Source organism: Collimonas sp. GW821-FHT02H07 (genome assembly GCF_059421505.1).
In genome coordinates this window covers 605,758-629,013 of the sequence record NZ_JBWKVC010000002.1, presented here as the reverse complement: position 1 = coordinate 629,013, position 23,256 = coordinate 605,758, and the positions used below count along the sequence as shown (strand labels likewise).

The 23,256-nt window shown below is 59.4% G+C and carries 19 protein-coding genes; 15 read left to right on the top strand and 4 right to left on the bottom strand.

Going from position 1 to position 23,256, the window contains the following annotated elements; translation table 11 throughout:
• Positions 1–12: 12 nt before the first annotated feature.
• Positions 13–1,848: a DNA helicase RecQ gene (recQ, locus tag AC07V8_RS06010; RefSeq protein WP_494677724.1), complete on the top strand. Its 1,836-nt coding sequence runs from the start codon at positions 13–15 to the stop codon at positions 1,846–1,848.
• Between the two features lie 91 nt (positions 1,849–1,939).
• Here the strand turns inward: recQ and AC07V8_RS06005 are convergent, their stop codons facing one another.
• From AC07V8_RS06005 to AC07V8_RS05995, 3 genes are all read right to left on the bottom strand, one after another.
• Positions 1,940–3,118, bottom strand: a complete 1,179-nt coding sequence (locus tag AC07V8_RS06005; RefSeq protein WP_494677723.1) for an FAD-dependent oxidoreductase — start codon at positions 3,116–3,118, stop codon at positions 1,940–1,942.
• Between the two features lie 109 nt (positions 3,119–3,227).
• Positions 3,228–3,392, bottom strand: a complete 165-nt coding sequence (locus AC07V8_RS06000) for a rubredoxin (RefSeq protein WP_038485925.1) — start codon at positions 3,390–3,392, stop codon at positions 3,228–3,230.
• Between the two features lie 90 nt (positions 3,393–3,482).
• A complete protein-coding gene (locus tag AC07V8_RS05995; protein WP_494677722.1) occupies positions 3,483–3,968 on the bottom strand; it encodes a rubrerythrin family protein in 486 nt (161 codons plus the stop codon).
• A 255-nt stretch (positions 3,969–4,223) separates the two neighbouring features.
• Here AC07V8_RS05995 and AC07V8_RS05990 point away from each other — a divergent pair, with 255 nt between their 5' ends.
• Positions 4,224–6,536 carry an NADP-dependent malic enzyme gene (locus AC07V8_RS05990; protein ID WP_494677721.1) on the top strand — a complete coding sequence of 771 codons (2,313 nt, stop codon included), beginning with the start codon at positions 4,224–4,226 and terminating at the stop codon, positions 6,534–6,536.
• Positions 6,537–6,715: 179 nt separating this feature from the next.
• Positions 6,716–8,368, top strand: a complete 1,653-nt coding sequence (locus tag AC07V8_RS05985; protein ID WP_494677720.1) for a 3-(methylthio)propionyl-CoA ligase — start codon at positions 6,716–6,718, stop codon at positions 8,366–8,368.
• A 28-nt stretch (positions 8,369–8,396) separates the two neighbouring features.
• Here the strand turns inward: AC07V8_RS05985 and AC07V8_RS05980 are convergent, their stop codons facing one another.
• Complete coding sequence (locus AC07V8_RS05980) at positions 8,397–9,311, bottom strand: 5'-nucleotidase (RefSeq protein ID WP_494677719.1); 915 nt, start codon at positions 9,309–9,311, stop codon at positions 8,397–8,399.
• A 359-nt stretch (positions 9,312–9,670) separates the two neighbouring features.
• Here AC07V8_RS05980 and AC07V8_RS05975 point away from each other — a divergent pair, with 359 nt between their 5' ends.
• The 12 genes from AC07V8_RS05975 to AC07V8_RS05920 all read left to right on the top strand — a co-directional run bounded on the left by AC07V8_RS05975 (position 9,671) and on the right by AC07V8_RS05920 (position 23,231).
• The gene (locus AC07V8_RS05975) at positions 9,671–11,230 is read left to right on the top strand and encodes a collagen-like triple helix repeat-containing protein (RefSeq protein WP_494677718.1); all 1,560 of its coding nucleotides are present in this window, start codon (positions 9,671–9,673) and stop codon (positions 11,228–11,230) included.
• A 217-nt stretch (positions 11,231–11,447) separates the two neighbouring features.
• A complete protein-coding gene (locus AC07V8_RS05970) occupies positions 11,448–13,166 on the top strand; it encodes a ShlB/FhaC/HecB family hemolysin secretion/activation protein (RefSeq protein ID WP_494677717.1) in 1,719 nt (572 codons plus the stop codon).
• 547 nt (positions 13,167–13,713) lie between these two features.
• Positions 13,714–13,902, top strand: coding sequence for a Flp family type IVb pilin (locus tag AC07V8_RS05965; RefSeq protein ID WP_494677716.1), 189 nt, complete (start codon positions 13,714–13,716; stop codon positions 13,900–13,902).
• 71 nt (positions 13,903–13,973) lie between these two features.
• The gene (locus tag AC07V8_RS05960; RefSeq protein ID WP_494677715.1) at positions 13,974–14,516 is read left to right on the top strand and encodes an A24 family peptidase; all 543 of its coding nucleotides are present in this window, start codon (positions 13,974–13,976) and stop codon (positions 14,514–14,516) included.
• Positions 14,517–14,595: 79 nt separating this feature from the next.
• A complete protein-coding gene (locus AC07V8_RS05955) occupies positions 14,596–15,081 on the top strand; it encodes a TadE/TadG family type IV pilus assembly protein (protein ID WP_494677714.1) in 486 nt (161 codons plus the stop codon).
• 152 nt (positions 15,082–15,233) lie between these two features.
• Positions 15,234–16,241 (top strand): Flp pilus assembly protein CpaB, encoded by a 1,008-nt coding sequence (gene cpaB, locus AC07V8_RS05950; RefSeq protein WP_494677713.1) that lies wholly within the window; start codon positions 15,234–15,236, stop codon positions 16,239–16,241.
• A gap of 56 nt (positions 16,242–16,297) precedes the next feature.
• On the top strand, positions 16,298–17,599 hold the full coding sequence (locus AC07V8_RS05945) for a type II and III secretion system protein family protein (RefSeq protein WP_494677712.1): 1,302 nt from the start codon (positions 16,298–16,300) through the stop codon (positions 17,597–17,599).
• 22 nt (positions 17,600–17,621) lie between these two features.
• Positions 17,622–18,926, top strand: coding sequence for a CpaE/TadZ family protein (locus AC07V8_RS05940; RefSeq protein ID WP_494677711.1), 1,305 nt, complete (start codon positions 17,622–17,624; stop codon positions 18,924–18,926).
• A gap of 119 nt (positions 18,927–19,045) precedes the next feature.
• On the top strand, positions 19,046–20,401 hold the full coding sequence (locus tag AC07V8_RS05935; RefSeq protein WP_494677710.1) for a TadA family conjugal transfer-associated ATPase: 1,356 nt from the start codon (positions 19,046–19,048) through the stop codon (positions 20,399–20,401).
• A gap of 2 nt (positions 20,402–20,403) precedes the next feature.
• Positions 20,404–21,336, top strand: coding sequence for a type II secretion system F family protein (locus AC07V8_RS05930; protein WP_494677709.1), 933 nt, complete (start codon positions 20,404–20,406; stop codon positions 21,334–21,336).
• A gap of 39 nt (positions 21,337–21,375) precedes the next feature.
• On the top strand, positions 21,376–22,332 hold the full coding sequence (locus tag AC07V8_RS05925; protein ID WP_494677708.1) for a type II secretion system F family protein: 957 nt from the start codon (positions 21,376–21,378) through the stop codon (positions 22,330–22,332).
• Positions 22,329–23,231, top strand: coding sequence for a tetratricopeptide repeat protein (locus AC07V8_RS05920; RefSeq protein ID WP_494677707.1), 903 nt, complete (start codon positions 22,329–22,331; stop codon positions 23,229–23,231). Before AC07V8_RS05925 ends, AC07V8_RS05920 begins: the two co-directional genes overlap by 4 nt.
• The last annotated feature ends 25 nt before the right edge of the window (positions 23,232–23,256 follow it).

The following is a 23,256-nucleotide window of genomic DNA, read 5'->3' as shown; positions in this document are numbered from 1 at the left end:
TCAACGCATTTAATGTCAAATTCAGCACAAGCCGCAGCGGCCGATCCGCAAGCATTGCATATACTGCAAACGGTATTCGGCTATCCCTCGTTTCGTGGCCAGCAGGCTGAGATCGTCAGCCATGTCGCCAACGGCGGGGATGCGCTGGTGCTGATGCCGACCGGCGGCGGCAAGTCGCTGTGCTACCAGATCCCGGCCCTGTTGCGCGACGGCGTCGGCGTGGTGGTGTCGCCGCTGATCGCGCTGATGCAGGACCAGGTCGACGCGCTGGCGGAAGTCGGCGTGCGCGCGGCCTTCCTCAATTCAACCCAGACCTACGAAGAAGCCGCGCAGATCGAGCGCCGCGTGCGCAATGGCGACCTCGACCTCGTCTACGTCGCGCCGGAACGCCTGCTGACGCCGCGCTGTCTGGAGCTGCTGGAGTCGTCGAAGATCGCCCTGTTCGCCATCGACGAAGCGCATTGCGTATCGCAATGGGGGCATGATTTCCGGCCGGAATACATCAAGCTGTCGATCCTGCACGAGCGCTTTCCGCAAGTGCCGCGGATTGCGCTGACGGCCACCGCCGACCAGCAGACCCGCGAAGAAATCGCGCTGCGTCTGCAGCTGGAAGACGGGGCGCGTTTTGTTTCTTCCTTCGACCGCCCCAACATCCGCTACCAGATAGTAGAAAAAGGCAACGGCCGCAAGCAGCTGCTCGATTTCATCGAAAGCGAGCATGTCGGCGACGCCGGCATCGTGTACTGCCTGTCGCGCAAGAAGGTGGAAGAAACCGCAGAATTCCTGGTGCAGCAAGGGATCACCGCCCTGCCGTATCACGCCGGCATGGATTACGCGCAGCGCACCAAGAATCAGGGACGCTTCCTGCGCGAAGACGGCATCGTGATGTGCGCCACCATCGCTTTCGGCATGGGCATCGACAAGCCGGATGTGCGCTTCGTCGCCCACCTGGACCTGCCGAAAAGCATCGAGGGCTATTACCAGGAAACCGGCCGCGCCGGCCGTGACGGCGGCCCGGCCAATGCCTGGATGGCGTATGGTTTGCAGGACGTGGTGCAGCAGCGCCGCATGATCGATGAATCGGAAGCCGGCGAGACTTTCAAGCGTGTGCTCGGCGTCAAGCTGGACGCTATGCTCGGCCTGTGTGAAACCCTGCATTGCCGGCGCGTGCGCCTGCTGGACTATTTCGGCCAGAGTTCCGAGCGTTGCGGCAACTGCGATACCTGCATGAATCCGCCGGTCTCCTTCGATGCCACCGTGGTAGTGCAAAAGCTGCTGTCGACCATCTACCGGGTCGACCAGCGCTTCGGCGCCATGCACGTGATGGATGTCTTGCGCGGCATCGACTCCGACAAGATCAAGCAGTGGCGCCACGATCAGCTCTCCACCTTCGGCATCGGCAGCGACCGCAGCGAAGCGGAATGGCGCGCCATCCTGCGGCAGTCGATTGCGCTCGGCCTGATCACGGTCGACCATGAAGCCTACAGCGCGCTCAAGCTGACCGACGCCGCGCGGCCGGTGCTGAAGGGCGAGCACCCGGTGCAGCTGCGGCAATACCAGAAACCGGTCAAACAGAAGCGCAGCAGCGGCAAATCCAAGGGCTATGTCGAAACCGATCTGTCGACGCAGGAGCAGGCCATCTTCGAGAAGCTGCGCTGGTGGCGGGTGGAAACCGCGCGCAAGCACAATGTGCCGGCCTATGTGATTTTCCACGACGCCACCATGCGCGAAATCGCCAAGGCGCAGCCTGCGTCCCTGGACGATTTGCGCGGCGTCAGCGGCGTCGGCGAGAAGAAACTGGAAACCTATGGCGCAGAGATAGTCGAGCTGATTGCGGAATTCGCGTAGCACGACGAGCGGTCATTGCCGGCACGGCGCAAAAAAAATCCACGACAGTATTCGTGGATTTTTTTCATCTGCCCGAAAGCAAGTGAGTTGCTTAAGGCTTGGTCCCCAGCGCCGCCATCAAGGCTTGCCTGATTTTCGCTTCCTGCGGCGCCACGCCGAAACCAAGCATCACGCCTTGCGCATCGAAGAAGCGGCAAATGGTGGTGCCGCCATCCACTTCGGTTTCCCAGCGGCCGGTCGCCACCGCATGCGCAGGCGGCGGCACCAGCGCCAGCGGATAGCTTGGGGTCTTGACGATCACCGGCGAATGCTTGAGATCGATTTCGGTGTCTTCGCCATTCAAGGTCTTGGCGATCGCCCGCGCCGCGGTCAGGATCGGAGCGATATACGGCAGCGGGCTGGTGCGGCCTTCGCCGTCGATGCGGTATTCGGCGCAGTCGCCGAGCGCATAGACATCCGGCGCGCTGGTGCGGCCATGGGAATCGACCAGGATGCCGCGGCCGCTGGCCAGGTTTGCGGCTTGCGCCAGCGTCAGGTCGGGGCGCAGGCCGACGGCCGACAGGACCACATCGGCCACCACGCTGTCGCCATTGGCCAGCGTGACTTTGAGCGCGCCGTCGGCGTGGTCGATGCTGCTGGCCGTGGTGCCCAGGCGCAGGTCGATGCCGCGCGCGCTGAGGGCGGCGTGCAAGCCTTGCGACAGCGGCGGCGCAGCCAAGGCTGCCAAAGGCAGGCTGTTGGGATCGACCAGCATGACCTGGTGGCCGTGGGCGGCGAGGTCGTCGGCGAATTCGCAGCCGATCAGGCCGGCGCCGAGGATGATCACGCGCGCCGATGCCTGCACGTCCGGCAGCAGCTTCTCGCGGAAGGTGGCGTAATCGTCGATATGGTTGACCGACAGCACGCGCTCGGCGGCGTCGCCGGCGATGCCCAGCCGGATCGCTTGCGCGCCGACCGCAATCACCAGCTGTTCGTATTCGAAAGCGCCGCTGCTGGTGTCCACTACCTTGGCCATCGTATCGATATGGTTGACCCGGGTCTTGGTCATGATATTCGCGCCGACCTGCTCCGCCATCTGTACTGCACTTTGCGAGATCAGCTGGGCCGCCAGTTTCTTTTGCGCGAACGCATTCGACAGCATCGGCTTGGAATAGAAACCGCCATCGTCGGCAGTGATGATGAGCAGGGCGGCAGTCTTGTTCAGCTTGCGCACTTCACGTGCCAGCGTATAAGCAGCCATGCCGGCGCCGATGATGATAATGGGTTTCATGGATGTCCTGGGAATGATGGCGGTGAGGATGAAGCGACTTAATGTGGTTGATGGATGTCTTGCCGGCCGCAGCGCCTGGCGCTGCGGCCGCTGATTCTACAACAGTTGCTTAGATTTCGACCATTTCAAAGTCTGCCTTGGCGACGCCGCAATCCGGGCATTCCCAGGTCGCGGGCACGTCTTCCCACTTGGTGCCGGCAGCGATGCCGTCTTCCGGCCAGCCGGCCGCTTCGTCATAGATCAGGCCGCAAACGATGCATTGGTAAGTTTTCATGTTGTTTCCTATTTGTGTGTGTTGTGTCGGTTTTCCGGCCTGGCGGCGCTTTGCCCCGCCGCCGGACGGATTTCTTTAGGATTTCTTCAATTACGCAGCGTTCAATGCATCCAGCGCCTGCTGGTAATGATTGGCGTGGCGCTCTTCCACCTTGGCCAGCGCGGCGAAACGCTTGGCTGCTTTTTCCAGGGTGCGCTTGAAATTCTCTGCATGTTCTTTCGATTCGGCGATCTGCTCATCGTATTCGGCGACCGCGGCCTGGTTGCCTTCTTCAACCGCCAGATGGCGGAATTTCGGATACATCTCCGTGTATTCGTAAGTCTCGCCTTCAATCGCGATTTCCAGCGATTTGGCCGGCGTCAGCTGCGCTTTCGGATACAGCAGGTCGAGATGGCCGAAGGCGTGCATGACTTCCTGGTCCGCTGTATCTTCAAAAATCTTGGCGACATCATCGGCGCCGGCTTCGCGCGCCAGCTTGGCGAAATAGCGGTATTTTATATGGGCCATGGATTCACCGGCAAAGGCGGCTTCCAGATTTTCGATAGTGACTGATTTGTTGCTGTCTTGGTTTGCCATGGTGTGCTCTCTCTCAGTTGTTCCGGGAAGGTGTTTTGTTGATTACCGTGAGACGGATGATAGATTTTATTTATTGAAATTGGAAATTGAATATCTTAATAGCTATGATAGATTGTGTCGTTTTGACATCGGGTGATTTTTATGGGCATGCATCTATGTGAAATTGCTATTCACGATGCGAAATTCGCATAGCCGGTTGCGGGCAGTCTGATAAAATCAAGGACTTTCACTTGTTACACTTGGGGACAGAGGCATATGGATTCGATGATCGATAAAAAAGAAGAGCTCCGCCAACAATTACGCCAAGCGGCGCTTGAATATCACGAGTTTCCGACCCCCGGGAAAATTAGCGTAACTCCTACCAAACTGCTTACCAACCAGCGCGACCTGGCGCTGGCCTACTCGCCGGGCGTGGCCGCGGCCTGTGAAGAAATCGTCGCCGATCCCGCCAATGCCTTCCGCTACACTGCGCGCGGCAACCTGGTGGCGGTCATCACCAACGGCACTGCCGTGCTGGGCCTGGGCAATATCGGGCCGCTGGCATCCAAGCCGGTGATGGAAGGCAAGGGCGTGCTGTTCAAGAAATTCGCCGGCATCGACGTCTTCGATATCGAGATCAACGAACACGATCCGGAAAAGCTGTGCGACATCATCGCCTCGCTGGAACCGACTTTTGGCGGCATCAACCTGGAAGACATCAAGGCCCCTGAGTGCTTCGAGATCGAGCGCAAGCTGCGCGACCGCATGAAGATCCCGGTCTTCCATGACGACCAGCACGGTACCGCTATCATCGTCGGCGCGGCGATCCTCAATGGCCTGAAAGTGGTCGGCAAGGATATCAAAAACTGCAAGCTGGTGGTCTCCGGCGCCGGTGCTGCCGCGCTGGCCTGCCTGGACCTGATCGTCGATCTCGGCTTCCCGATTGAAAACATTTTCGTCACCGACCTGGCCGGCGTGGTCTACAAGGGCCGCGTCGAGCTGATGGATCCGGACAAGCAACGCTTTGCGCGCGAGACCGATGCCCGCACCCTGGCCGAGCTGATTCCAGGCGCCGACATTTTCCTCGGCCTGTCGGCCGGCGGCGTGCTCAAGCAAGACATGGTGAAGGCGATGGGCCCGCGGCCGCTGGTGCTGGCGCTGGCCAATCCGACCCCGGAAATCCTGCCGGAAGAAGTCAAGGCAGTGCGCGACGACGCGGTCATGGCGACCGGCCGTTCGGATTATCCGAACCAGGTCAACAACGTGCTGTGCTTCCCTTACATTTTCCGCGGCGCCCTCGATTGCGGCGCCACCACCATCACGCGCGAGATGGAAATCGCCGTGGTGCATGCGATCGCCGAACTGGCGCAAGCCGAGCAGTCGGACATCGTCGCCACCACTTACGGCATCACCAACCTGTCGTTCGGCCCTGAATACATCATTCCGAAGCCGTTCGATCCGCGCCTGATGATCAAGATCGCGCCGGCAGTGGCCAAGGCTGCGGTGGCCTCCGGCGTCGCCAGCCGCCCGATCCAGGACATGGAAGCCTACATCGACAAGCTGCAGCAATTCGTCTATCGCAGCGGCACCTTCATGCGGCCATTGTTCCAGATCGCCAAGAAGACCCCGGCCGAGAAGAAGCGCATCGTCTACGCTGAAGGCGAAGAAGAGCGCGTCCTGCGCGCGGTGCAGGTGGTGGTCGACGAAAACCTGGCGCGTCCGATCCTGGTCGGCCGCCCGGCCGTGCTGCAGCAGCGCATCGAACGTTTCGGCCTGCGCCTGAAAGCGGATGTCGATTTTGAAGTCATCAATCCGGATTTCGACGAACGCTACCGCGATTACTGGCAGACCTTCCTGGCCATGACCAAGCGCCAGGGCGTGACCGAGCAATACGCCAAGCTGGAAATGCGCCGCCGCCATACGCTGATCGGTTCGATGGCGATCCACAAGGGCCATGCCGACGGCATGATCTGCGGCACCTATGGCACCACCAACCTGCATCTGAACTACATCGACAAGGTCCTGGGCCGGCGCGAAGGCGTCAATGTTTACGCCGCGATGAATGCCTTGATCCTGGCCGACCGCCAGCTGGTGCTGGTCGACACGCACGTCAATGAAGAGCCGACTGCCGAGCAGCTGGCGGAGATCACGATCCTGGCGGCGGAAGAGATGCTGCGCTTCGGCATCAAGCCGCGCGTAGCCCTGCTGTCCCATTCCAACTACGGTTCCAGCAACAGTGCATCGGCGCAGAAGATGCGCAATGCGCTGGCGATCATCAAGGAGCTCTCGCCAGAGCTGGAAGTCGATGGTGAAATGCATGGCGATACGGCCCTCAACATTGAGCTGCGTCGTCAATTGATGCCGGATTCGTCCTTGAAAGGCGATGCCAACCTGCTGGTGATGCCGAATATCGACGCCGCCAATATCGCTTACAACCTGCTCAAGAACACCTGCGGCAACGGCGTGGCGGTTGGCCCGATTCTGCTGGGCTGCGCCAAGCCGGTGCACATCCTGACGCCGTCGGCGACCGTACGCCGCATCGTCAACATGACCGCCTTGTGCGTGGTGGATGCGATCTCGGCGCGCTAAGATCTGAGGTAAGCAGCAAGCAAGATTGGAAGGGCCCGACTTTACCGCCAGATCACCGGCGGCAAAGCCGGGCCTTTTTTATTGCGGCTGCCATGGCGTGCTTTTTTTAGTTGGTCACAGCGCTGATAAAAACGTGTAACGTAGCGAAAACGGCTGCACGATAATTATCAGGAGACGCGATGACCGACTTTCCGCAAAGCCCGCTGATGGGACAGATGATGAGCCAGCCCTTGCTCATCTCCAGCATTATCCAGCACGCCGACCGCCATTTCGGCGCCAACGAAATCGTCTCGCGGCGGGTGGAAGGCGATCTGCATCGCTATACCTACAGCGCATGCCACGGCCGCGCGCGCCGGCTCGCCAATGCTCTCGCCAGCCTCGGCGTCAGGATGGGCGAGCGGGTTGCCACGCTGGCCTGGAACGGCTACCGCCATATGGAAACCTATTACGCCGTCTCCGGCGCCGGCGCGGTGCTGCATACGATCAATCCGCGCCTGCATCCGGACCTGATCGGTTATATCGCCAACCATGCGGAAGACCAGTACCTGTTCTTCGATACCTGCTTCCTGCCGCTGGTGGAAGCGGTGGCGCCGCTCAGCAAGACCATCAAGGGCTATGTCGCGCTGTGCGCCCGCGAGCACATGCCGCAGGACAGCAAGCTGCCGAATCTTCTGTGCTACGAAGAGCTGCTGGCTGCCAGCCCGGAAGATTATCAGTGGCCGCAGTTCGATGAAAATTCCGCGTCCAGCCTGTGCTACACCTCGGGCACCACCGGCAATCCCAAAGGCGCCTTGTATTCGCATCGCTCTACGGTGCTGCATTCCCTGGCGTCGGTCATGCCGGACACCATGAACATTTCCGGGCGCGACGCCGTGCTGCCGATCGTGCCGATGTTTCATGTCAACGCCTGGGGCTTGCCGTACGCGGTGCCGCTGACCGGCGCCAAGATGGTGTTTCCGGGACCGGGGCTGGACGGCAAATCCCTGTACGACCTGTTCGAGCAGGAACAGGTCACCATTTCCGCCGGCGTGCCGACGGTCTGGCTCGGCCTGCTTAATCATATGGAGCAGAACCAGCTGCGCTTCTCCAGCTTCAGGCGCACCATCATCGGCGGCTCGGCCTGTCCGCCGGCGATGATGAAAAGCTTGCGCCATCGCTACGGCGTGGAGGTGGTGCACGCCTGGGGCATGACCGAGATGTCGCCGCTGGGCACCACCGGCAGCCTGCAGACAAAACATCTTTCCTTGCCTCTGGAGCAGCAGGAACTGCTGCTGCAAAAGCAGGGCCATGCCATCTACGGCGTCGACATGAAGATTGTCGACGACCTGGGCGAGGAACTGCCCTGGGATGGCGTCACTTACGGCAATCTGCTGGTCAAAGGCCCGTGGATCGTCGCCGGCTATTTCAAGAACGAGGGCGGCGAGGTGCTGCAGGACGGCTGGTTTCCCACCGGCGACGTCGCCACCATCGACGGCGACGGCTACATGCAGATCACCGACCGCAGCAAGGACGTGATCAAGTCCGGCGGCGAATGGATCAGCAGCATAGCCCTGGAAAACATCGTGATGGCGCATCCGGCGGTGCAGATGGCGGCCTGCATCGGGATCTTTCATCCGAAATGGGATGAGCGGCCCTTGCTGGTAGTGGTGCGCAAGCCCGGCATGGAAGTCAGCGGCGCCGAGCTGCTGGCATTTTTCGACGGCAAGATCGCTAAATGGTGGACCCCGGATGACGTTGCCTTTGTCGACGCCTTGCCGATCGGCGCCACCGGCAAGCTGTTGAAAAACAAGCTGCGCGAACAGTTCGCGGCGTATACCTTGCCGACCGCCTGAACTGCGGGGGGCTGTCGTTCAGGCGCGCTTATTCAAATTCGTTTGGCTGCTTCCATGGCACGCGTGCGGTCTGTACCTTGATGGCGGCGCGGCCGCAATGGTCCGGATGGTCGTCGAAAAACATGTGCGGCCTGAAGGCCGCCAGCACATCCGATTTGACGATGCCGCCCATGAAGAAGGTTTCATCGATCGCCACGTCCCAGGCGCGCAGGGTGCGGATCACCCGTTCGTGGGCCGGCGAGGACCGCGCCGTGACCAGCGCGGTGCGGATCGGCGCCGCGTGGCCATCCGGATTCTTGAAGTTGTTCTGGATATAGGACAGCGCCAGCAGCAGCCGCGCAAACGGTCCTTGCGGCAGGGGCAGCAGGGCGTTTTCCCGCTCATGCCTTTCAAATGCCTCGATTCCTTCGCTCTGGTAAATTCTCTCCGATTCATCTGAAAAAATCACGGCGTCGCCATCGAAGGCGATCCGGATCTGGTCCAGCTCCTCCATGGCATTGTCGGGCATCTGGTACAGCAGCGCCGCTGCCGTGCCTGAGTTGACTGCGGCTTGCACATCGTCTTCATGCAGCGACAGGAACAGGCTGACATTGAAGGCCTGCAGATAGGGCGCCAGCGAAGCGCCGCCGGACAGCACCGCGCGCGTGATGTCGAGCTGGTAATGCTTGATCGAATTGAAGATGCGCATCGAGGTTTCGCTGGAATTGCGCGACATCACGACCACTTCGACGAAACGCTGGCCGGTCAGCTGGTTCAGTTTCAGCAAGGCTTTTACCAGGGCAAAACCGGCTCCCGGCTTGAGAACCTGGTTTTCATTGAGCAGTTGATGGCGGCGATAGGCCGCCAGTCCTTCCTGGCGGAAGATGGCTTCTTCGATTTCCAGGTCGAACAGTGCGCGGGATGAAATTCCCACGACCAGTAAATTTTCCAGGGATTGCGGCATGGATGGCAGTCTTCAGGTGAATATCGACAGCGCTCATTATAGGCTGACGCGGCTGCGTTCCCGCAGGCATCGGGCAAGTAGCGTTTTGTCATTTTTCCCGTTGGCGGCGGGATCGATGTTCCTGGGCGTTACGTTACATGTTACGTATCGCGGGAGGGGAAAAATTTCCCTTGGTTAATATTTTTGAAAGTTTTGGTGGTTATGTGAGTCATTGATTTTTAAGGATTTTTTCTATTTTTCAACGATTTTTGATGATCTGCGGCATGAGCCTGATTGAGAGACTTTCCGGCTGGCACGTTCTTTGCGGAAAGACGGTAGGCATAGCTGTTATCTGAGTCATCAAAAAAGGGAGATAGATCATGAAAGCATCGAAAAAAACCGGATTGCTCACGGCATCCTTGTTACTGACGGTACTGCTCACGGGATGCGGCGGCAGCGGTGGTCTGCAGGTGGGCGGCGGTAAAGGGACTACCGCAAGCACCGGCGGCATCGGCGGCACCACGCCGACGACGCCGACGGCACCAACCACGCCGACCACGCCAGTGACGCCGGTCACGCCAGTCACACCGACTGCCAGCGCCGCCAACCTGGTTTCGAATCTCGGCACCACCGTATCATCCGTAGGCACAGCGGTTGATGGCGCGGGCAATACCGTAATCAGCCAGCTGCCGCTGGTAAGCCCCTCCACCAAGGCGGCATTGAATGGCGTGGTCGATAACGCCAGCGGCATCGTTACCGTACTCGGCGGTGGCTTGGCCAACGGCCTGGGCCAGATCGGCACGGCACAAGATCCGGTCGGCATCACTGTCGGCAGCACCGGCGGCGTCGTTGCCCAGGTCGGCGCTACCGTGAACAGTGCCGGCCAGGCCGTCTCCAGTCTCGGCAGCAGCGGACCGCTTAGCGCCCTGGCGCCGGTCACTACGCCGGTGGGAGGGCTGGTCAGCACCGTCGGCAAGACCGTTTCCGGCATCGTGGCGCCTATCGTCACCACTGCATTGACTACCGGCCCGGTGCAGCAATTGACGCAGACCGCCAGCACAGCGATTGTGCCGCTGACCAGCACTGCCGCCACCTTGCTGCAGACAGCCGGCAACGCGACGGCGCTCAACCAGCCGGCTAATTTGCTGCTGGGCGTGGTCGGCAATACCGTCGCCGGCGTCGGCGGCGGCCTGACCGGTTCCGGCGTCCCGGTCGTCAGCAACCTCGGCCCGGTGGTGACCAATACCGGCAATCTGGTGGGCGGCCTGTCGACCAACGGCATTACCGGCACCGGCCAGCCGCTGCTGGGGAACCAAGCCGGCGGCATCCTGCAACCGGCTGACAACGCATTGCTGGGCGCGCTCGCCGGCCCGCTGGCGCCTGTTGTCGGCACTGTGAACAGCTTGACCGGCAGTCTTAGCGGCGCGGCCGGCGCTGGCGGGCCGTTGGCTCCGGTCACCGGCTTGCTGGGTGGCTTGACGGGCGCAGTCGGCAGCTCTGGCGGCAGCGGTCCGCTGGCTCCGGTCACTGGTTTGCTGGGTGGCTTGACTGGCGCAGTCGGCAGCTCCGGCGGCAGCGGTCCGCTGGCGCCGGTCACCGGCTTGCTGGGTGGTTTGACCGGTGCAGTCGGCAGCTCCGGCGGTAGTGGTCCGCTGGCTCCGGTGACAAGTTTGTTGAGCGGCGTGAGCGGTGCAGCCGGTAGTGGTGGGGGCAGTGGTCCTCTGGCTCCTGTGACCGGTTTGTTGAGTGGTCTGGGCGGTACGGTTGCCGTGGGCGCCGGTGGCGGTGCGAGCGGCAGCGCAGCGAGCCCGTTGGCTCCGGTGCTTAATCTGGTTGCCGGCTTGACCGGTGGGGTGGCGGCAGGCGCTGGCGGCACTGGCAGCGGCACCCAGGCCGGCGGCGTACTGGGTGGTTTGCTGGGCGCCACAGGCAAAAAATAAATGCAGCTAGCGGTATGCAAAAAGCCTTGGTTTTTGCCAAGGCTTTTTGTTTGATGGGGGGACTAATCCGTTAAATCGCGCAGCAATGCCTGGCCGAATAAAATAGTTGCACCCAGTGAATTATTGCCGTACTTTAACAGTGACTTCAGGTCTTGCCTTACCGACCGCGATGAATAGACAGGTTTTGCCTTCGATAACGAACGAGAGCCGTAGCCGCATGCAACTATTTAAATCGAAGTGCTCCCGCCGCGCCGGACTGATCCTGACCGGCAGCGCCTATTGGCTGATGACGATAACTGCTCTGCCTGTGCATGCCGACTCGCGCAGTCCGCTGCAAGGCAATCCGACCGACACCTTGCCCAAGGCCGAAGCGCCATCCAGTCCGACAGTGACCATCAATGTGCAGACCCAGCCGGTTGATCCGGCCATGCAGAAACTGCTGGCGAGTCATCTGACGCCATCGCGTTTCCAGATCGCCGGGATCAAGACCTTGCCCTTCGAAGAAATCGCCGCGCTGTTCGCGCCCATGGCCAATCGCGACACCACCGTGGCGGAATTGCTGGCGGCTGCCAACAAGGTCACGCAGATGTATCAGGATCGCGGCTATCCGCTTTCCTTTGCCTTCATCCCGGCCCAGACTTTCGAAAATAATGTGGTCGTGGTCACGGTGGTGGAAGGCTATGTCAGCAATGTCAAGGTCGAAGGCAATCCGGGCGGCAGCGAAGAGCGCCTGAAACTGATCGCCGAACAGCTGCAGCAGGACCGGCCTTTGCGGCGCGCCACTTTCGAACGCGTTGCCGGCATTCTCAGTTTGCAGCCAGGGGTCAAGATTGTCGCCAATGTGGCGCCGCCGACCACCACCGACGGCGCCGCCGACATGGTGCTGACCGTGAAGCGGAATCCGGTAACCGTGGGCGTCGGCGCCGACTACCGGCAGCCCGGGATACGCGGCCTGCTGACCGCCAGCAGCAACGGCCTGACGCCGCTGGGCGAACAGGTGACGGTGAGCACGCTGCAGCCGAGCGGCGAACAGCATGAGAAATACTATGCCTTGAATTATGTCCAGCCGATCGGCACTGACGGCTTGCTGGCCAAAGTGAACTGGTCTGACTATCGTGCGCAGCCACAAAATGCCGCCTTGTCATCGGTCGATTACCTGAATCAATATCAAACCAAGACCACGCGCGTTGGCGCGTCTCTGAGCTATCCGGTGATCCTGGACAACACGCATAGCTTGACCGTTACCGGCGGCGCTTACTCTGCCGAAAACAGCCAGGTGTTTACCCGTTCGGTGCCGGCGACGCCGATGACCTTGGAGCTGAGTTCGCAGGTGCGGGTATTGAGCGCGGAAGCGGCGTGGACCGATGTCAAGACAGGGCCGGACAAGCTGCAGCAGACGCGTCAGCTGAATGTCGGCGTCTATAAGGCCTTAAGCTCGCTCGGCACCAGAAGCGAGAAGAGCAATGTCGATCTGGGCTTTACCAAGGTCACCCTGCAAGCGGCACAGTCAAACCAGCTGCCCGGCGGCTTCGGCGTCGCGGTAGCCGCCGGCACCCAGTACAGCAGCAACATCCTGCCGACATCGGAGCAGATTGGGTTTGGCGGGAAATTATTCGGCCTGGCTTATCCGGCGGGTGAGCTGGCCGGCGATAAAGGCTGGGGGGTGTCGGCGGAAATCAATCGCCTGTTTCCCATGGGTTACACCTATCTGAAAACGCTGCAACCGTATTTCCTGGTGGACCATTCTCGAGTGTATTCCAATGCGGGTCCTTTGAGTCATGACACTTTGGGCTCTGTTGCGCTGGGGGTACGCTTTTCAGATGGCCATTACTACACTCTGGACCTGTCGATAGCCAAGCCGGTGGCCGATATTCCTGTCAACGCCAGTTCACGGTCGCCGCGTTTAAATGCGGCTTATTCGTATCAGATGGATTGAATGCCGATACATGAGGGCATGAGCGCTTCTTAATGAGCACCCACTAAAGGGATTTTTAGTTGCCATGAGTCATTGAATGGCTTCCTTTCCGTGCGTATGAATGTCCAGTGACTGTTACGCAAACACTAGCAAATCTGCGGCTTCGGAACGTTTGTTGCATCCCTTTCAATTGATTGAAGGAACGGAAATCGGGTTGCATTTTTATCCCAACTAAAACTAGGAAAAGTACGCGCCGCTAGGCGTTTTCGAGTTTCTTATCGGAAATTTTCACTTGCTCAGATGCAAGCATTTTTTCATAATGTAAAATAATATTTCAAAACAAAATCACGGTTTACCTATGAAAATCCTACTAGAGGAATAGTTCTATTAATATATTTCTTAATGGAAAAATTTATCTTGAGGTAATTTTTAATCGGGGCTATGCTGATACCGCGTAGTCCGAAATCAGGTCTCGCGATTTGGGGGTAGAACGTGAGTCTATTTCCCGCCGATTGCGATACGGCAGGCTACTTCTTTAATGCGATGGGTGTTTCTTTGGGAGATCACAATGAACGTCAAATTAATGAAATTTCTTCGCGATGAAGATGGCGTTACTGCTATTGAATATGGCCTGATTGCCGGGCTGGTGGCTGTAGCACTCGTTGTTGCAGTCGGCGCAATGACTAACGGGTTGGGCGGCATATTCACCGACCTCGGCACCAAACTAACAAACCTCGGCACCAAGATTGGCACTTAAGACGACTGCATGCAGATTCAGTGCGGTGGACCGTTCAGTTGTTCCCAAAGGATAGTTGAACGGAACGGAAAATGCTGAGCACGAATTTTTTCCTATTGATCCTGTTCCTGCTGTTTTGCAGCGCGATATTTTTGTATGACTATTTATTCCGTCGAGTTCCAAACATATTTTTATTCATTGCTACCGCTTTGCAGTTGTGCTGCCTGCTGGTGCTGGGTAGTGGGCTAAACGGGACGGGATGGTTATCTGCTCTATCGGGTTTTGCAGTTGGCTTGGTTTTTTTTCTGCCCTTGTATGTACTGCGCGCTATGGCAGCCGGAGACGTTAAGTTTTTTGCAGTACTCGGCTTGTTGAGCGGACCTCAGGCACTGCTGCCAGTCTTCTTGATTGCTTCAGGGATGGCATTTCTGCACGCGTTGTTATTGTATGCCTCGCGTATGGGACTAGCGCCTGGCTTACAGCTGGTTGCAATGCGCGTGGCGCGCCGGGCGTGGTATCAACGGATACTGGGAAAGCGCGGCAATCGTGCCGGCATTCCTTATGCGGCGTATCTGGCTTTGGCGGCGGCACTGATCGGTATTCGCAGCTTTGGAGCGGTGCCGGGTTTTACCTGAATTCTTCACGCATGCCGGCGTGACAAGTGGCGGTGATGTGCTGATCGGTTTTGCTCGGCTGTAAAGATCGGGAGCAGGGATGTATAAGAAATATAAATACAAGGCCCGTCCGGACATGGGAAAAGGAGCCTGGACCCACGCGCAGCAGGGTGTGGCAGCCATAGAATTTGCACTGGTGTTCCCGGTATTTTTCATGCTGATGTACGGGATCATTACGTATGTCTTGATCTTCCTTGCCCAACAATCTCTGGCGCTGGCGGCAGAAGAAGGTGCGCGGGCTGCGTTGCGTTATACAACAGCGGATCGCGGCACAATCGCATGCTCTACCGCGACCCAACTGGTTAGCTGGCTGGGCAGCGGCGCCGGCGGTGCCCCGCTTGCAACTTGCACGCCGACCGGACCGGTTACCTGCGCTCTTCCAGCTGGCACCACAGCACAGTGCATCACTGTCAAAGTCTCTTATCCATATGGTACGCAGCCGTTAGTGCCGTTATTGCTGGGATCGTTAATGAGTGTTGCGGTGCCCACCACATTAGCGAGTTCAGCCACGGTTCAAATAAATTGAGTAGGGGCTCCATACGCCTGGATTTTTCGAGAGCATCTGCATATTTATCGACCGCGAATCATTGAGCCAATGGCTTAACCCTAGTTGTTTGGCATTTGACTTGGAAACCACTTGAACAATATCTTCGTTCGGATAGGCATCGGGTACGCGCTATGAATAACCTGACAAAAATTGTTGCAGCGATATTGGTTGTGGCGGCGCTCGGGCTGGCGTTTGTGGCATGGTGGCTGGGCAGCCGGCCGCCGCCTACTATTGCCGCTGCGCCGGCGGTAGTGGCCAAGTCATCGAAACAGTACGAGGTGATAGTCGCCGCGCGCGCACTGGAAGCCGGCAAGGCAATCACCACCAGCGATATCAGCCTGGTGACCTTGCCGATCAATCCGGCCGGCGCATACGACCAGGCCAGTTCAGTCGTCGGCAAGGTGCCGCTGATCGATATCGGGATCGGCACACCCATCACGGAGAGCGGCCTGGCTAGCGGCCTATCTATAAAACTGGCGGATGGCGAGCGGGCAGTGGCGATTCCCGTCGATGAAATTGTCGGGGCTGGAAACCGGGTTCAGGCAGGCGACTACGTGGATGTCTTCTTTAGCCTCAAGCAGGCGCAAGACATATCCACGACACAGTCGCGCCTGTTGCTGTCGCGTGTGCATGTACTGTCTTACGGCGCCGCCGTGATTGGCACTGCTACCGGTGGCGGCAGCGCGGGAGCGGCGCCAAGTCAGCAGGCGCAGCAGGCCGGGCAAGTTGCGCCCGTGCAGCCGCAAGCGCAGCAAGCTCCCCGTACTGCCGTATTGGCGACTCCGGTAGCCGATGTAAACCGGCTGCTGCTTGCAACCCAAAATGGCAAGCTGACGCTGGCCTTGCGCAATCCCAGCGATGAAACAATTTCCGATGTGGCCCTATTCCCGCAACCTCCAGCTGTACTGACGGGGAAAAGGGAGCTGACGCGCGATCAACAGGAAGCGCTGAAGCAGCCTGACAATCTGGCTTTCGCCGGCATGGAAATGAATGGACTGGCCAGCGATGCTAAATCTCCAAGTCGCAAGCCGCCGGCAAATAATGTCATGGCAGCCAGGCCGCCAGGCGGAGAGCCGGCGCGTGGCGCCGGCACGGTCGAGGTGATTCGCGGTACGCAGCGAGAGTCGGTGGCTTTCTGATATCGCGACGGTTTTCAATGACTGGCCAATATCAATAACTGGATAACCTGCAACTCATGAAAATTCAAGACTTACTTCTACCCTTGTTCTTGAGTACGACTGCCATGCCAGTCATGGCAATTACCACTGCTACCGATATCTCGCTGGGTATGCATGAACAGCAAAACCTGCCGGTTGCCGGTATGCTGGAACGCATCGCCATTGCCGATCCGGAAGTGGCCGATGTGATGATGGTGCGTGGTTCCGGCGGTAGGAACGGCAGCGTGATTCTAGTGGGGAAAAAGGCGGGTAGCACCACCGTGACCGCATGGGCCAAAGGGTTGCCTGCCAAGACATGGAAGGTACAGGTGCAGGGCGATCTGCAGGCGACGCTGGCGGGCCAGCCCGGCGCCGATGTCCAGGTACGCGGCGCCACCGCCGTGATCAGCGGCCAGGCGCCGTCGTTGCTGGCGCATGTCAGCAGTAGTGCGGTCGCGGCAGACGCTGCGGGCAAGGGCAAGGTGCTGGATATTTCTACTATTGACAGTGGCAACGTGGTGCAGATAGATGTCAAGATTGTTGAATTCAGTAAATCGGTATTGAAGGAAATCGGTTTTGACTTCGGACTTCTCGTCAACCGCGGCAATTTCAGCTTTAACCTAAGCAGCAATCTGGCTTCCAACGGGCTATCGACGACCTCGTCGGCATTTAACCTGCTCACCAGGTTTAGCCGCGGCAGCTATAGCCTGACCAACAATCTACGCCTGATTGAAGGCAACGGTTTGGCGCGCGTGCTGGCCGAGCCGTCGTTGACCGCTCTATCCGGCCAGAGCGCGAGTTTCCTGGCGGGAGGTGAGTTGCCGATTCCGCAGTCCGGCGGGCTCGGCACCACCACCATAGTCTACAAGCCTTTCGGCATTGGCCTGACCGTGTCTCCGACCATACTGGAAAAGGGCAGGATCGCCTTGAAAGTAGCGCCAGAAGCCAGCGACGTCGATTACAGTAAAACTGTCACGGCCGACGGCGTATCGGTGCCTGCTATTACCACGCGGCGCGCGGATACCACTGTCGAACTGGGCGACGGCGAAAGTTTCATCATCGGCGGCCTGGTGTCGCGCACCACGCAGTCCAACGTCAACAAAATACCGCTGCTGGGAGACTTGCCGATTATCGGCAGTTTCTTCCGCAACATGAGCTACTCCCAGGCCGACAAGGAACTGGTGATCATCGTCACCCCTCACGTGGTGCGGCCGATCGCGAAAGGTGTGCCGTTGCCATTGCCGGGCGATAACGAACGCCGCAACACGGCTGGGACCGCGTGGGGAAGCTACTTGCTAGGGGGAGCGAGCCGAGACGAGTTGCCGGGGTTTTCGAAATAGACGACAGCCATTTTTGGATTACATGATGAACGCTCGTAACAAAGCATTGAATGAACTGACGTCGCTGAGCCGCTTTGTCTTTTGCTCGCGCAACAGCGCGCAGGCGGAATGGTTAAGCGGAGCCCTTGGGAAATGGGGCACCTTGCTGCAGGAAAAGGCCGATGTGGCCGAGTTGTTGTCGCGCATAGCCGAGCTCAATCCTTTGCTGGTCCTACTGGATTTTTCCGGCGTTGAACATGTGCACGAACATGCGGGAGTACTATCGCTCGATTCGCTGGGCGGCATTGCGCATGCGATTGAACTGGCGCGGGTGTTGAGCAAGACCCTTCCGGCGTTGCCGCTGGTGGCTGTCGGTTCCTTGGCTTTTCCTGAAGGTACGGTGGCGGCATTGCGCGCCGGCGTCAGTGATTTTATCGATGTCACCGCTTCCGAGGATGAAGCCCGGGAAGTGGTGCAGCGCGTGCTGGCAAAGGCGGCAGCTCGCAACCCGCCGCCGGTCAAGCGCGGCCAGCTGGTGACTTTGCTCGGCGTTCGATCCGGCATAGGCACCAGCACCCTGGCGGCGCACCTGGCGGACATGATCCAGCAACGCAATGGCATGCATGGCGGCAAGCGGGTCGCCGCCGACAGCCGGGTGGCGCTGCTCGATCTCGGCCTGCCTGCCGGCGACGGCAAGCTGTACCTGAGCGCCAACGGCAATTTCGACTTCGCCGAGGCGGTACGCAATCTGCGCCGTTTCGACGAGACGCTGGTGCATACCGCGTTGCCGCGCAGTCCCGGCGGCGTTACCGTGATTTCACTGCCGCATAGCCTGAGCGAGATGCGCACCGTATCGCATCACGATGCACTGGCGTTGCTGGATCGCCTGCGCCTGTATTTCGATGTACTGATCGCCGACCTGGGCGGCTTCACCAACTACGAATTCATCGCCAACCTGACCGGCGCCGCCGATCAGGTCTGGCTGGTGACCGATCAGAGCGTCGGCGCGCTGGTGTCGTTGGCGGGTACCTTGCAAGAGTTGAATGGCCGCCATCCCGATGACGGCAAGCGGCATCTGGTGGTGAACCGCTACGACGACCGCTTCGGCATGGGCGCCAGTCAGATTGCAGAACGCTTCAAGCTGCCCTTGCTCGCCACTTTGCCGGAGCGCACGCTGAAGCTGACCGCCAGCGCCAATCGCGGCAAGCTGTTGCATGAAGTCGCGCCTCACGATTCTTATGTGCGTGCGGTTGACGGCTTGATAGACGGCCTGCTTAACCATGCCGAGACCGTGCCGCACAAGCTGGGAGTCGGGCGCTGGCTGCCGAAAATCCTTTTGCGGAAATAGACAGGTAATTTGCATTGATTCAAGCGTGATTTAGACCGATCTGCGCCGGTGTTTGAAAACCTGTTAAGGCAACAGGATAGGGAAACAGCGGCCCCTGATGAAAGACGGGAGATATAAACGTGAGCAACCAGATTGAATTTGCGGACGACGACCAGACCTTCTCGAATACCCAGGAATTCCAGGATATCAAGACGGCGGCTTACGATCATCTGCTGACGCGGATCGAGGAACTCGGGGCGGAATTCGGCCGCTGGTCGCGCAGCGCGATCCAGCAATTCGTCAATCTGGACGTCGACGGTTTCGTGCGCCTGCAACGCATCCCTTTGAATGAATCGGAAGTGCGGCAGATCGCCGATGCCTTGACCAAGGAATTGGCGGGACTGGGGCCGCTGGAAGACTTGCTGGCGGATATGACGGTCGAAGATATCCTGATCAACGGCTACAACGACGTGTTTGTATCGCGCCACGGCATCTTGCAGCGCGAGACCTTGCGCTTCACCGACAATGCGCACCTGCTGCGCATCGTCAGGCGGATCCTGGCGCCGCTGGGTCGCCGCCTGGACGAATCGAATCCGATGGTCGATGCGCGCCTGCCGGACGGCGGCCGCCTGAACGTGGTGATCGAGCCGCTGTCGGTGGATGGTCCGATGGTGTCGATCCGGAAATTCCGCAAGGAGCCGCTCAAGCCTACCGATCTGCTCAATCTCGGCACCATGAATGACGAGATTTATTCTTTGCTGGATAACGCGGTCAAGGCGCGCTGCAATATCCTGGTGTCGGGCGGCACCAGCTCGGGAAAAACCTCTCTGCTTAACGCACTGGCTTTTTTTATTCCGGAAAAAGAACGTGTCGTGACGGTCGAAGACACCGCCGAACTGTCGCTCAACCATCCGCACGTGGTGCGACTGGAGTCGCGTCTTGGCGGTTTTGAAGGCGCCGGCGCGGTCAGTATCCGCGACCTGATCCGCAACAGCCTGCGCATGCGTCCCGACCGCATCATCGTCGGTGAAGTACGCGGCGCCGAAGTGCTGGAAATGCTGCAGGCAATGAATACAGGCCACGACGGTTCCATGGGCACGATTCACGCCAACACGCCGCGCGAGTGCCTGTACCGGATTGAGATGCTGGCCGGCTTTGCCGGCTTTCAAGGCAGCGAAAGCAGCCTCAGGCGGCAGATCGCCGGCGCGCTTGATTTCATCGTGCAAATCGGCCGGCTCTCCAACGGCCGCCGCCGCATCGTCTCGATTACCGAAGTGACCGGCATGGGCGACAACATCATCACCCTGCAAGAACTGTATCGGCATGAGAGCTTTATCGGTCCGGATGGCGAAGAAGCCGATCGCTGGGTGTCTTTGGGAATCTTCCCGCACGCGCCCAAGCTGCAGCGGCAACGCCAGCTCGGGCAGCAAAGCAGCGGTAGCCCGAATACCGGCGGCCCCGGCAATAGCAGCGGCGGCCTTGCAGGGAGGCGCTAGCCATGCATATCGTGCTCTGGCTGCTTGCTGCCGCCCTGCTGCTGACTGGCAGCGGGCTATGGCTGTGGCAGCGTGCGCATCAGCGCAGCCAGCAGGATGTCAGCGCCGCGTTCGTGAATCGGCAGATTCTGGGCATGCAGCAGGTCCAGCAGCAGCCGGAGCAAAAGCAAGACGAAGCCGCGCCGCAGCTGCAGCTGCCGATAGAAGCCATGCGCAATTTCTTCCTGCGCGCGGGAATCCAGCATCCCAGCGGCAAGCTGTATGCCCAACTGATTGGGCCGGGAATAGCTCTGACATTACTGGCATTGATATTGGGAGGCTGGTTGTCGGCGCTGGGCACGCTGCTGTTGTACTGCATGCTGGTGGCTTTTTATTTTTGGCTGAGGACTTCGAAACGGCAGAGCACCATGTTGCGCCAGCTGCCTGGATTTCTGGACACCCTGGTGCGCTTGGTCACGATAGGCAACAGTATTGGCGCCGCTTTTCAAACCGGCATACTCAGCACGGAAGGCCCGTTGCGAGTGGTCCTGGACCGGGCCAACCGGCAGGTGCAAGCAGGCGTCGACCTGGAGCACGCATTACGTCAGCAGGCGGCGATTTATCGCTTCAAGGAGCTGGACCTGGTGGGAGCGGTTATCGGTGTTTCTGCGCGCTTTGGCGGCCGCTCCGATCAGGTTCTGGAGCGCATGGCCGCTTTCATGCGCGACCTGGAGCATGCACAGAACGAGTTGGTTTCGTTGTCTGCCGAAATTCGCCTGTCGGCATGGATCATGGGGATCCTGCCGATAGCGATTGGCATTTTCCTGATCATTTTCAACAATAATATGTTCGCCGGCATGTGGCACGATCCGGTGGGGAAAAAAATGCTGATCGTTGCGGTCGTGCTTGAAGTAATTGGTGGCTATGGCTTGTATCGGTTGGCAAAGACGGTGTAGTGGAGCAATTGACGGTGATGTGGCGCAGATTGGAATAAAGTGAATACCACTCAACATACCCTGATTATCCTGGCAGTCATATTGCTGGCAGCTGCCTTGCTGCTGGTTGGTGTGGCGCTGCTGGCAAGAGCCTGGCGGCTGCAGCGCAATCAGGACACGATCGACGAGAAAATCTCCTCTCGCGAGCGGTCTGCCGCGGCGGTGGATGTCCGCGGTGCGCCGTCTGGCTGGCGCGACCGTCTGGTCGCAATCAGCGCCAGTTGGCTGGACACGCCAATAGGGCGGCAATTGGTGGCGGAGGAAGACCGGCATTTGCTGGACCAGTGCAACGTCAATGATGTGCGCGGAAAATCCCTGTTTTTTGCTGCGCGGGTGGTGCTGGCGATCAGCTTGCCGCTGCTCGGCGTCATATTGATAGATCGGAGAGGGCTGGTGTGGCTGGTGGTGACGCTTTTTTTCGGCATCGCCCTCGGCTACATGCTGCCTAAATGGATAATGCTGAGGGCGGCCCGCAAGCGCCAGCGCCAGGCGGCGGAGGAACTGCCTTTGCTGATTGATTTGCTGCGCCTGCTGCAGGGCGTTGGATTGTCGGTCGATCAGAGCCTGCACGTCATTGAAAACGAATTCAGAAGCGTCTTGCAGGTGCTGGGGGAAGAGCTGGCCATAGCTGGCCGCCAATACAGCACCGGGCGCAGCCGGGAGCAATCGATGCGGCGCTTTTCCACGGTGTTCGATAACGAGGATTTGCATGCCGTTTCACGCCTGCTGGTGCAGGTCGAGCATCACGGTGGCGCGGTGCAGGAACCGCTCAAGCAATTCAGCGAACGGATTCGCGAGCAGCGAAAATTGGACATGCGGGAAAAAGTAGGGAAATTGACGGTCAAGATGACAGGGGTCATGGTGCTGACTTTGTTACCGGGCCTGTTGGTGATTACTGGCGGCGTGGGTTTCCTGGCAGTGATCCGCGCCTTGTCGAGAATGGGAGCGGGGACATGATGAGTTTTGAGATGCGGCCGGATGCGGGAAGACGCGGACAGTGGCAATGCGCCAGGACGGCATGGCTTTTGCCGTTGGCTTTGCTGCTTGCTGCGACAGTTCTGGCCGGTTGCGCCAGCAATTCGGCAAAGGTCTATGCGCAGCAAAACGAAGCGGCGCAGCTGCGCCAGCAAGCCGAGGAAAAAGCGCCGACGCCTGACAACAAAGGCATGTACCTGGGTTTGATCCGGCAAATGCAGGAGCAGGGCATGTACTTTGCATCGCTGGCCCATATCGATGCCTATGAACAGCAAAATGGCAGCAGCCCCGAGGTGCAGCGCCTGCGCGCCGATGCATTGCGTGAAACCCGGCAGACTGCAGCCGCGGATGCAAGCTACCGCAAGCTGCTGGGATCCGCGGAAGCGGCTGCGGCCTGGCACGGCCTGGGTTTGCTGGCGGCTCAAAGCGGGGATTATCCGGCTGCCGTCACCGCAATGCGGGAAGCAGCGAAGCGCGAGCCGACCAACCCTGTGATGCTCGGCGATCTTGGCTATGCCTTGCTGCGCAGCGGCGATATCGCCGGCGCTCGGGTGCCCTTGGCGCAGGCGGCGGAACTGGCGCCGGACGATCGCAAGATGATAGGCAACCTGGCGCTGTTCCTGCTGGTCTCGGGAGATCCGGAAAAAGCGCGTGCCGTCATGGACAAGGGTGCCTTGTCTGCAGACATTCGAGCCAAGGTGTATAGCCTGGCGGCGGAAATCGGCCAGCGGCAGCCAGCGGTAGTTGCGCTGCAAGCCGGCGAGGCGGCCAAGCCGGGAATGAATGGCGCCGTCGTCCCCGCCGGCAAAAGCAAAAGCCAGGTATCGCTGCCCGCGACGCCATTCCAGTCGATGCTGGACCGGTTCGGCAACGGCGGCTAGGCGCAAGACAGTTTTTCCATGCAGT

Bases quoted from the DNA above. Each gene is read 5' to 3' on its own strand.
- recQ (WP_494677724.1), top strand. From the start codon at position 13: ATGTCAAATTCAGCACAAGCCGCAGCGGCCGATCCGCAAGCATTGCAT.
- AC07V8_RS06005 (WP_494677723.1), bottom strand. From the start codon at position 3,118: ATGAAACCCATTATCATCATCGGCGCCGGCATGGCTGCTTATACGCTG.
- AC07V8_RS06000 (WP_038485925.1), bottom strand. From the start codon at position 3,392: ATGAAAACTTACCAATGCATCGTTTGCGGCCTGATCTATGACGAAGCG.
- AC07V8_RS05995 (WP_494677722.1), bottom strand. From the start codon at position 3,968: ATGGCAAACCAAGACAGCAACAAATCAGTCACTATCGAAAATCTGGAA.
- AC07V8_RS05990 (WP_494677721.1), top strand. From the start codon at position 4,224: ATGGATTCGATGATCGATAAAAAAGAAGAGCTCCGCCAACAATTACGC.
- AC07V8_RS05985 (WP_494677720.1), top strand. From the start codon at position 6,716: ATGACCGACTTTCCGCAAAGCCCGCTGATGGGACAGATGATGAGCCAG.
- AC07V8_RS05980 (WP_494677719.1), bottom strand. From the start codon at position 9,311: ATGCCGCAATCCCTGGAAAATTTACTGGTCGTGGGAATTTCATCCCGC.
- AC07V8_RS05975 (WP_494677718.1), top strand. From the start codon at position 9,671: ATGAAAGCATCGAAAAAAACCGGATTGCTCACGGCATCCTTGTTACTG.
- AC07V8_RS05970 (WP_494677717.1), top strand. From the start codon at position 11,448: ATGCAACTATTTAAATCGAAGTGCTCCCGCCGCGCCGGACTGATCCTG.
- AC07V8_RS05965 (WP_494677716.1), top strand. From the start codon at position 13,714: ATGAACGTCAAATTAATGAAATTTCTTCGCGATGAAGATGGCGTTACT.
- AC07V8_RS05960 (WP_494677715.1), top strand. From the start codon at position 13,974: ATGCTGAGCACGAATTTTTTCCTATTGATCCTGTTCCTGCTGTTTTGC.
- AC07V8_RS05955 (WP_494677714.1), top strand. From the start codon at position 14,596: ATGTATAAGAAATATAAATACAAGGCCCGTCCGGACATGGGAAAAGGA.
- cpaB (WP_494677713.1), top strand. From the start codon at position 15,234: ATGAATAACCTGACAAAAATTGTTGCAGCGATATTGGTTGTGGCGGCG.
- AC07V8_RS05945 (WP_494677712.1), top strand. From the start codon at position 16,298: ATGAAAATTCAAGACTTACTTCTACCCTTGTTCTTGAGTACGACTGCC.
- AC07V8_RS05940 (WP_494677711.1), top strand. From the start codon at position 17,622: ATGATGAACGCTCGTAACAAAGCATTGAATGAACTGACGTCGCTGAGC.
- AC07V8_RS05930 (WP_494677709.1), top strand. From the start codon at position 20,404: ATGCATATCGTGCTCTGGCTGCTTGCTGCCGCCCTGCTGCTGACTGGC.
- AC07V8_RS05920 (WP_494677707.1), top strand. From the start codon at position 22,329: ATGATGAGTTTTGAGATGCGGCCGGATGCGGGAAGACGCGGACAGTGG.